Consider the following 8,294-nt stretch of genomic DNA (forward strand, 5'->3'; position numbering starts at 1 on the left):
CGGTCTCAGTCGACGGCGGTGATCTCGACCGCCTGGCCCGCCACCAGGGTCTCGTCCCCGACCTGTCTGCCCATCAGGGCGCGGGCCAGGGGCGAGACGTGGCTGACGCTGCCCTTGGCCGGATCGGCCTGATCCTCGCCGACAATGCGCCAGGTCTGGGTGCGGCCGTCCTCGCGTAAGAGGGTCACCGAGCCGCCGAAACGCACCCGGCCATCCGGCTGGGTCTCGATCAACTGCGCCGAGGCCCGGCGCGCCGACCAATAGCGCAGATCGCGCGTGGCCCGGGCCATGGCCGTGCGGTCCGTCTCGATCGACCCCTTGGCCTGGGCCGCCGCATAGGCCGCCCGCGCGGACGCCAGCTCCGCCTCGATGGCCGCCAGCCCCTCGGCCGTGACCAGGTTCGGATGCGTCGAGACGGGCCGATCCGGCAGGTCCGCCGCCGTGGCCTCCAGATCCTCTTCGCGTGTGAAGGCGACGCTCATGGGCGACAGTCTATGCCGTTGCGCACCGTTCCAGGCCAGACCGAAATCGGCCGAGTTGGACGCCGTCCAACTCGGCTCAGATTTCGGTCCCGCATCATGCGAGAGCCTGATTCACGGCGTCGGCGGAAACGCTTCGCGTTTCCTCCTTAACCGATCAGGCTCTAGGAGAGGGGCATGAACGCCCCCGCCCCCACCGTCCATGTCGTCGGCGCCGGTCCCGCCGGGCTGATGGCGGCCGAACGGCTGGCGCACGGCGGCGCGCGCGTCGTGGTTCACGACGCCATGCCCTCGGTCGCGCGCAAATTCCTGATGGCCGGCCGCGGCGGATTGAACCTGACCCATTCCGAGCCGCCGGAACGCTTCCTCGGCCGTTACGGCGAGGCGCGAGGGGTCGTGGCGGCCTGGTTGGACGCCTTTTCCGCCGCCGATCTGCGCGCCTGGGCCGACGGCCTGGGCGCCGAGACCTTCGTCGGCTCTTCGGGCCGGGTGTTTCCCAAGGCCATGAAGGCCTCGCCCCTGCTGCGCGCCTGGCTGGCGCGGCTGGCCGAACAGGGGGTCGAGATCCGCGTCCGCTCGCGCTGGGCGGGCTGGCGCGACGGCGCCCTGGTCTTTCAGACGCCGGACGGCGAACGGTTGGAGCGTCCCGAGGCGGTGATCCTGGCCCTGGGCGGCGGCGCCTGGCCGCGCCTCGGCTCCGACGGCGGCTGGCGCCCCTGGCTGGAGGAACGAGGCGTGGCCGTCGCCCCCTTCGCCCCATCCAACGTCGGCTTCGACATCGCCTGGTCGCCGGTGCTGGTCGAACGGTTCGCGGGCCTGCCGCTGAAGACCGTCGCCTTGAGCCACGGCGCGCGCACCGTGCGCGGCGAGACCATTGTGACCCGCTATGGGCTTGAGGGCGGGGCGATCTACGCCCTGTCGGCCGATCTGCGCCAAGCCGTGGCCCGCGACGGCGCGGCCGCCCTGACGATCGACCTGCGGCCGGACCTGACGGTCGAGGCGCTGGCGGCCCGCCTGGCGAAACCGCGCGGCAAGGACAGCGTCTCCAACTGGCTGAGGAAGGCGGGCGGCCTGTCGCCCGCCGCCGCCGCCCTGCTGCGCGAAATCCCCGGCGACATCCCGGCCGGCGCCGACAAGCTGGCCCGCCGCATCAAGGCCGTGCGGCTGACGATCATCGGCGTGCAGGGGCTGGATCGCGCCATCTCCTCGGCCGGGGGGGTACGGCTGGACCAGGTCGATGCGCGGTTGATGCTGAACGCCCTGCCCGGCGTCTTCGCGGCCGGCGAAATGCTGGACTGGGAGGCCCCGACCGGCGGCTATCTGCTCCAGGCCGCCTTCGCCTCGGGCGCCGTCGCGGCGGCGGGGGCGTTGGACTGGCTGGTCCAACAACCCGACCCCTCTCCCGGTGGGAGAGGGCTTGAGGCTCGCGGAGCATAGCGATGCGCCAGCCGAAAGGGTGAGGGTCGGCTGTTCGCCGATCATCCCCCACCAGTCGACCCTCACCCTTTCACGCCGCCAATCGCCTTTGCAGGCTCTTGGGCGTTCAAGCCCTCTCCCAACGGGAGAGGGATGGGGTATGGAGACGGCTATGGAAATCCAAGGCGTCTGCCCCCCCAAGCTGGCCCCGGTGAAGGCCGCCTTCGCCGCCAATTTCACCGATGCGCCCGAGGGTCTGAACGAGCTGGCCGCGCGGTTCTCCGTCCGCATCGACGGCGAACCGGTGCTGGACCTGTGGGCCGGTCACGCCGACACGGCCAAGACCCAGCCCTTCACCGAACACACCCTGGTCCCGGTCTTTTCGACCGGCAAGGCGGTGATGAGCCTGCTGATCGCCACGGCGGTCGAGCGCAGCCTGCTGGACTACGACACGCCCGTCGCCGCCTATTGGCCCGCCTTCGGCCAGGCCGGAAAAGACCGGCTGACGGTCGGCCAGTTGATGTCGCACCAGTCGGGCCTGCCGGGCTTTTCCGACGGGGTCGAGCCGACCATCTGGTTCGACCGCCAGGCGGTGCTGGACGCCCTCGCCGCCCAGGCGCCGATGTGGCCGCCCGGAACCGCCAGCGGCTATCACCCCATCACCATCGGCTATCTGGCGGGCGAACTGTTCCGCATCGTCGACGGCCGCACCATGGGGACGGCCCTGCGTCAGGACTTCCCCGGCCTGGACCTGTGGATCGGCCTGCCCGAGGCGGAACACGGCCGCGTGGCCCAGCTTCGCAAGCCCTCGGCCGCGCCCGACCTGGGCGTCATCGACCCCATCAAGAAGGCCGCCTTCCTGGATCGCGGCTCGGCCCCCGGCGGGCGCGGCTCGACCGAATGGCGGATGATGGAGATCCCCTCGGCCAATCTGCACGGCACGGCGTTGGACCTGGCCCGCATCCTGGCGGTGCTGACCGACGGGACCTTCGAGGGGCGCCGGGTCCTGTCCGAAGCGGCGCTGGACGCCGCCAGGCGCGAACGCATCCACGGCCAGGACAGGGTGCTGCCCTTCGTCATGGGCTGGACCGCCGGGTGGACGATGAACCGGGGGTTGGACATCTTCGGCCCGAACGACGGCGCGCTGGGCCACTGCGGCTGGGGCGGGTCCTGCGCCTTCGCCGATCCGACGACGGGCGTCTCGGCCGCCTATGTCATGACCCGCCAGTCGCCCCACCTGATCGGCGACCCCAGGGCGCAGCGGTTGATCGACGCCCTGTACGCCGCGCTCTAGCTAGATCGGCTCCGCGCTGGCCGCCAGCGCCCGCCGCTCGGCCCGACGACGCCACAGGGCGCCCGCCGCGAACACCGCCGCCCCGCCCCAGATGAAGGCGAAGCTGACGACCCTCAGCGGCGTCAGCGCCTCGCCCGCCCAGACGCCGACGGCGAATTGCAGCGTCGGAGCCAGGAACTGGATGAAGCCCAGGGTCGACAGGGGCATCCGCCGCGCCGCCCAGGCGAACAGGGCCAGGGGCAGAACCGTCGCCGGGCCGTTGGCCAGCGCCCACAGCCAATGGACCGGATCGTCGAAGGCCACGCCCTGGCCGGTCTGGGCCAGCCACAACAGCCACACCACCCCGAACGGCGCCAGCAACAGGCATTCCACCAGCAGTCCGGCCTGGGCCTCGACCGGCACGCGTTTTCGGATCACGCCATAGGTGGCGAACGACACCGCCAGGATCAGCGAGATCCATGGCGGCCGCCCCAGGGCCAGGGCCTGCAACAGCACCCCGACCGCCGCCAGGCCTACGGCGATCCAGCCGAACCGGTCGATCCGCTCGCGGAACAGCCACAGCCCCACCACCATGTTGAGCAGCGGGTTGATGTAATAGCCCAGGCTGGCCTCCAGCGTCGCCTGATGCGTCGTGGCCCAGACATAGACGCCCCAGTTGGTCCCGATCAGCACCGTCGACAGGGCCAGCCAGCCCAGCGTCCTCGGATCGCGGAACACCGCCGCGACCTGTCCGCCCTGCCTGGCCGCCAGCACCAGCAGGGCCGCCACCGGCGCCGCCCACACCGTGCGATGGGCCAGGATCTCCAGCGCGTCGAACCCGGCCGCGTGCTGACCCATGAACAACAGAGGCATCAGCCCCCACAGCACATAGCAGCCGAAGGCCGAGAACAGGGCGGCGCGAGGATTGTCGGACGGAGAAGCGGTCATCGACTGTCTAAAGCTTCGGCTCCTTCTCCCCTCGGGGGAGAAGGTGTCATGCGGCGCATGACGGATGAGGGGGATGCCGGTCGCGACCTCTTCTCTGGACGAGGTGGGCGGCGACCAGCCCCCTCATCCGAGCGCCTCCGGCGCCCACCTTCTCCCCCGAAGGGGAGAAGGACGCGACATCACACCGCGATCGAGCGATAGCCGTCGGCGGGCTTGATGACCCCGGTCTCATCCAGCAGTTGGGCGATCTGCACCGCGTTCAGGGCCGCGCCCTTGCGCAGATTGTCCGACACCACCCACAGCGACAGGCCGTGCTCGACCGTCGGGTCCTTGCGGATGCGGCTGACATAGACGGCGAATTCGCCGGCCGCGTCGATCGGGGTGACGTAGCCGTCGTGCTCCTGCTTGTCGATCACCTGCACCCCCGGCGCATCGCGCAGGATGGCCCGCGCCTCGTCCGGCGCGATCGGGCGGTCGAATTCCAGCGTCACCGCCTCCGAATGGCCGACGAACACCGGCACGCGCACGCAGGTCACCGTCAGCTTGATGTTCGGGTCCAGCATCTTGTGGGTTTCGGCCCACATCTTGGCTTCTTCGTCGGTGTAGCCGTCGTCGCGGAAGTCGCCGATGTAGGGGATGACGTTGAAGGCGATCTGTTTGGGGAATTTCTTCGGCGTGGCGTCGCCCAGGCCGTAGATGGCCTTGGTCTGGGTCCACAGCTCGTCCATCCCCGCCTTGCCGGCGCCCGAGACCGATTGATAGGTCGAGACCACCGCCCGCTTGATCCCGGCCGCGTCATGCAGCGGCTTCATCGCCACGACCAGTTGGATGGTCGAGCAGTTCGGATTGGCGATGATGTTCTTCTTGGTCGCGTCCTTGACCGCGTCCGGGTTCACCTCGGGCACGATCAGCGGCACATCCGGGTCCATGCGGAAGGCCGAAGAGTTGTCGATGACGATGGGACCAGCCTTGCCGATCTTCTCGGACCAGGCCTTGGACACCTCCTTGCCCGCGCTCATCAGCACGATGTCGACCGTGGAGAAGTCGAAGCTTTCCAGGTCCTGGCATTTCAGGGTCCGGTCGCCGAAGGCCACCTCGACGCCCTTGGACTTGCGCGAGGCGATGGCGTGCATTTCCGACACCGGGAAACGCACCTCCTCCAGGATGTTCATCATCTCCTGGCCGACATTGCCGGTGGCGCCCACGACGGCGACGCGATAGCTCATCTTTGCTGGTCCTTCGGACGCGCTGCCGCTCGGGACGCGGTCCCTTGCGGCTTGAACGCGATGAATGTGAGGCTTTCGATGTAGGCCTTCGCAGGCGCGAAGCAATCGCTTTTCAGCCCGCGCGGGCGCCTTTAATGCGAAGGATATGCCCTCCCGCATCCGCCGCGCCTTCGATCAGCGTCTGAAAGACGGGCGCCTCAGCCTGGACCCGGCCCAGACGGCGGCGCTGGGCGCGTTGGAGCGGCTGGAGGCCGACCTGACGAAGAAGGGCCTGTTCGGCGCCCGGCCCGATGTGCGCGGCGTCTATCTGTGGGGACCGCCGGGGCGCGGCAAGTCCATGCTGATGGACCTATTCTTCGCCTGCGCGCCCGAACCGAACAAGTCCCGCGCCCATTTCCACGCCTTCATGGCCCGCGTCCACGACCTGATCGGCCAGTGGCGCAAGGGCGACAGAAAGACCCGCCAGGCGGTCTTCGGCCAATCCAAGGGCGACGACCCCATCGCCCCCGTCGCCGCCCTGATCGCCTCGGAATCGCGCCTGCTGTGTTTCGACGAGCTTCAGGTCACCGACATCGCCGACGCCATGATCCTGGGCCGGCTGTTCCAGGCCCTGTTCGAGCAGGGGGTGGTGCTGGCCGTGACCTCGAACCGCGAGCCGGGCGACCTGTATCGCGACGGCATCAACCGCCAGCTCTTCCTGCCCTTCATCGATCTGATCCGCGACAAGTGCGAGGTCGTGGCCGTGGCCGGAGAGCGCGACTGGCGCCGCGAGCGGCTTCAGGGCCGCCGGGTCTGGTTCAGCCCCGACGACGCCGACCACCGCGCCACCTTTGAATCCCTGTGGTCCGAACTGAAGGGCGAAGAGACCGAAGAGGCCGCCCACCTGGCCGTCATGGGCCGCGACGTCGTCATCGCGCGCACCGTCGGCGGCCTGGCCCGCGCGACCTTCGCCGAACTGTGCGCCCGGCCGCTGGGACCGCGCGACTATCTGGCGATCGCCGCGCGCTTTCACACCCTGTTCCTGGACGGGGTTCCGCGCCTGTCGCCCGCCAGCCACCATGAGGCGCGCCGCCTCGTCACCCTGATCGACGCCCTGTACGAGGCCAAGACCCGGCTGGTGGTCCTGGCCGAGACCGCGCCGGACGCCCTGTATCCCAGCGGCGTCGGCGCCTTCGAGTTTGAACGCACCGCGTCCCGGCTGGCGGAAATGTCAGGCGCCGACTGGCTGGCGCACCCGGCCGCTTGAGGGTTAGAAACGACGTGAAACCGGAGTCCTTCAGAATGCGCCTGATCCCCCTCGCCGCCGCCCTGTCGATCCTCGCTGCGCCCGCCCTGGCGCAAGAGACCCCCGCCGCCCCCGCGCCCGCCCAGGCGGCCGGCATCGGCGTCGCGCCCTCGGCCGCCTCGGACTGGTTGAAAAGCATCGGCGCCATCGTCGGCGAAACCCAGGAAGTCGCCGGCCGCCGCTTCATCCCCGTCAATGACGGCCGCCTGGACTGGACCCTGTGGTTCTACACCTGCGGGGCCGAGCTGTGCGACGACATCCAGTTCTCCAGCATCTTCACCAGCGCCCAGATCACCCCGGAGAAGATCAACGACTGGAACCGCGACAATCGCTTCATCAAGGCCTTCTACATCGCCCCCGTCGGCGACACCCCGGCCCGCGCGGTGGCCCAGTACGACGTTCTTCTGACCACCACCGGCGTCGAGCAGATCAACGACCCCACCGCGACCTGGGCCAATCAGTTGGACAAGTTCGCCAACGCCATGGGCTTCTCCACCGCCGCCCCGACGGCCGCGCCCGCCCCGGCCCCGGCGCAGTAACCGCGCACGAAAAAGGGGCCGCGTCGCCGCGGCCCCCGATCCGTTCGATCCTCGCGGCCGGTCAGGCCAGCGACGGGTCGGCCTGTTTGCAGGCCTCGATCAGCCCCTTCACCGAGTCCACCGACTTGGCCAGCATGGCCTTCTCGTCGGCGTTTGTGGTGAATTCGATCACCTTCTCCACGCCCGAGGCGCCGATCAGGGCGGGCACGCCGACATAGAGGTCGTTCAGGCCGTATTCGCCCGACACCCAGACGGCGCACGGCAGGACGCGCTTCTGGTCCAGCAGGTAGGAGCGGGCCATGGCCACGGCCGATTCCGCCGGGGCGTAGAAGGCCGAACCGGTCTTCAGCAGGGCCACGATCTCGCCGCCGCCCTTGCGGGTGCGGTCGACGATGGCGTCCAGCTCGGCCTGGCTCATCAGGCCCGCGGCGACCGCGTCGGGCAGGGGCAGGCCGCCGATGGTCGAGTGGCGCACCATCGGCACCATGTCGTCGCCGTGACCGCCCAGGGTCCAGGCGTGGATGTCCTGCACCGACACGCCGGTCTTCTCGGCCAGGAAATAGGCGAAGCGGGCCGAGTCCAGCACCCCGGCCATGCCGACGACCTTTTCCTTCGGCAGGCCCGAAAACTTCTGCAAGGCCCAGACCATGGCGTCCAGCGGGTTGGTGATGCAGATGACGAAGGCGTTGGGGGCGTGCGCCTTGATGCCCTCGCCCACGGCCTTCATGACCTTCAGATTGATGCCGATCAGGTCGTCGCGGCTCATGCCCGGCTTGCGCGGCACGCCCGCCGTCACGATGCAGACGTCGGCCCCGGCGATGTCGGCATAGTCATTGGCGCCCTTCAGGGCCACGTCGGTCCCGATCACGGCGGTGGCCTCGGCGATGTCCAGCGCCTTGCCCTGGGGCGTGCCCTCGGCGATGTCGAACAGGATCACGTCGCCCAGCGCCTCGCGCGCACAGATGTGGGCCAGGGTGCCGCCGATCATACCGGCGCCGATGAGGGCGATCTTCGCGCGAGCCATGGGGTGTCTCCGGGTCGTGTTGCGATTGCGAAAAGGGGAAGATGGCGGCGGGTCTAGACCCGGCGGCGCTTGGCCGCAAGGCGGGCGATTGCCGTTCCGCCGCC

At 69.6% G+C, this 8,294-nt stretch carries 8 protein-coding genes; 4 read left to right on the top strand and 4 right to left on the bottom strand.

Annotated features, from left to right (window positions below; genetic code table 11):
• Window positions 1–5: 5 nt before the first annotated feature.
• The gene (gene greA / locus V7D63_RS08100; RefSeq protein WP_333591760.1) at window positions 6–482 is read right to left on the bottom strand and encodes a transcription elongation factor GreA; all 477 of its coding nucleotides are present in this window, start codon (window positions 480–482) and stop codon (window positions 6–8) included.
• Between the two features lie 174 nt (window positions 483–656).
• Between greA and V7D63_RS08105 the strand changes: the two genes are divergently transcribed.
• Window positions 657–1,916, top strand: coding sequence for a TIGR03862 family flavoprotein (locus V7D63_RS08105; RefSeq protein ID WP_333591761.1), 1,260 nt, complete (start codon window positions 657–659; stop codon window positions 1,914–1,916).
• A gap of 151 nt (window positions 1,917–2,067) precedes the next feature.
• Window positions 2,068–3,189, top strand: coding sequence for a serine hydrolase domain-containing protein (locus tag V7D63_RS08110; protein ID WP_333591762.1), 1,122 nt, complete (start codon window positions 2,068–2,070; stop codon window positions 3,187–3,189).
• Here the strand turns inward: V7D63_RS08110 and rarD are convergent, their stop codons facing one another.
• Together rarD and V7D63_RS08120 are read right to left on the bottom strand one after the other, a co-directional pair.
• Window positions 3,190–4,116, bottom strand: coding sequence for an EamA family transporter RarD (gene rarD, locus V7D63_RS08115; RefSeq protein ID WP_333591763.1), 927 nt, complete (start codon window positions 4,114–4,116; stop codon window positions 3,190–3,192).
• 179 nt (window positions 4,117–4,295) lie between these two features.
• Entirely contained in the window at window positions 4,296–5,342 is a 1,047-nt protein-coding gene (locus tag V7D63_RS08120) for an aspartate-semialdehyde dehydrogenase (protein WP_333591764.1), read from the bottom strand.
• Between the two features lie 145 nt (window positions 5,343–5,487).
• Between V7D63_RS08120 and zapE the strand changes: the two genes are divergently transcribed.
• Together zapE and V7D63_RS08130 are read left to right on the top strand one after the other, a co-directional pair.
• Window positions 5,488–6,588 carry a cell division protein ZapE gene (gene zapE, locus V7D63_RS08125; RefSeq protein WP_333591765.1) on the top strand — a complete coding sequence of 367 codons (1,101 nt, stop codon included), beginning with the start codon at window positions 5,488–5,490 and terminating at the stop codon, window positions 6,586–6,588.
• 35 nt (window positions 6,589–6,623) lie between these two features.
• The gene (locus V7D63_RS08130; protein WP_333591766.1) at window positions 6,624–7,166 is read left to right on the top strand and encodes a YbjN domain-containing protein; all 543 of its coding nucleotides are present in this window, start codon (window positions 6,624–6,626) and stop codon (window positions 7,164–7,166) included.
• A 61-nt stretch (window positions 7,167–7,227) separates the two neighbouring features.
• Here V7D63_RS08130 and mdh read toward each other — a convergent pair whose 3' ends face one another.
• On the bottom strand, window positions 7,228–8,190 hold the full coding sequence (gene mdh, locus V7D63_RS08135) for a malate dehydrogenase (RefSeq protein WP_333591767.1): 963 nt from the start codon (window positions 8,188–8,190) through the stop codon (window positions 7,228–7,230).
• Between the last annotated feature and the right edge of the window lie 104 nt (window positions 8,191–8,294).

The organism is Brevundimonas sp. (assembly GCF_036732845.1).
Taxonomy (GTDB): Bacteria; Pseudomonadota; Alphaproteobacteria; order Caulobacterales; family Caulobacteraceae; genus Brevundimonas.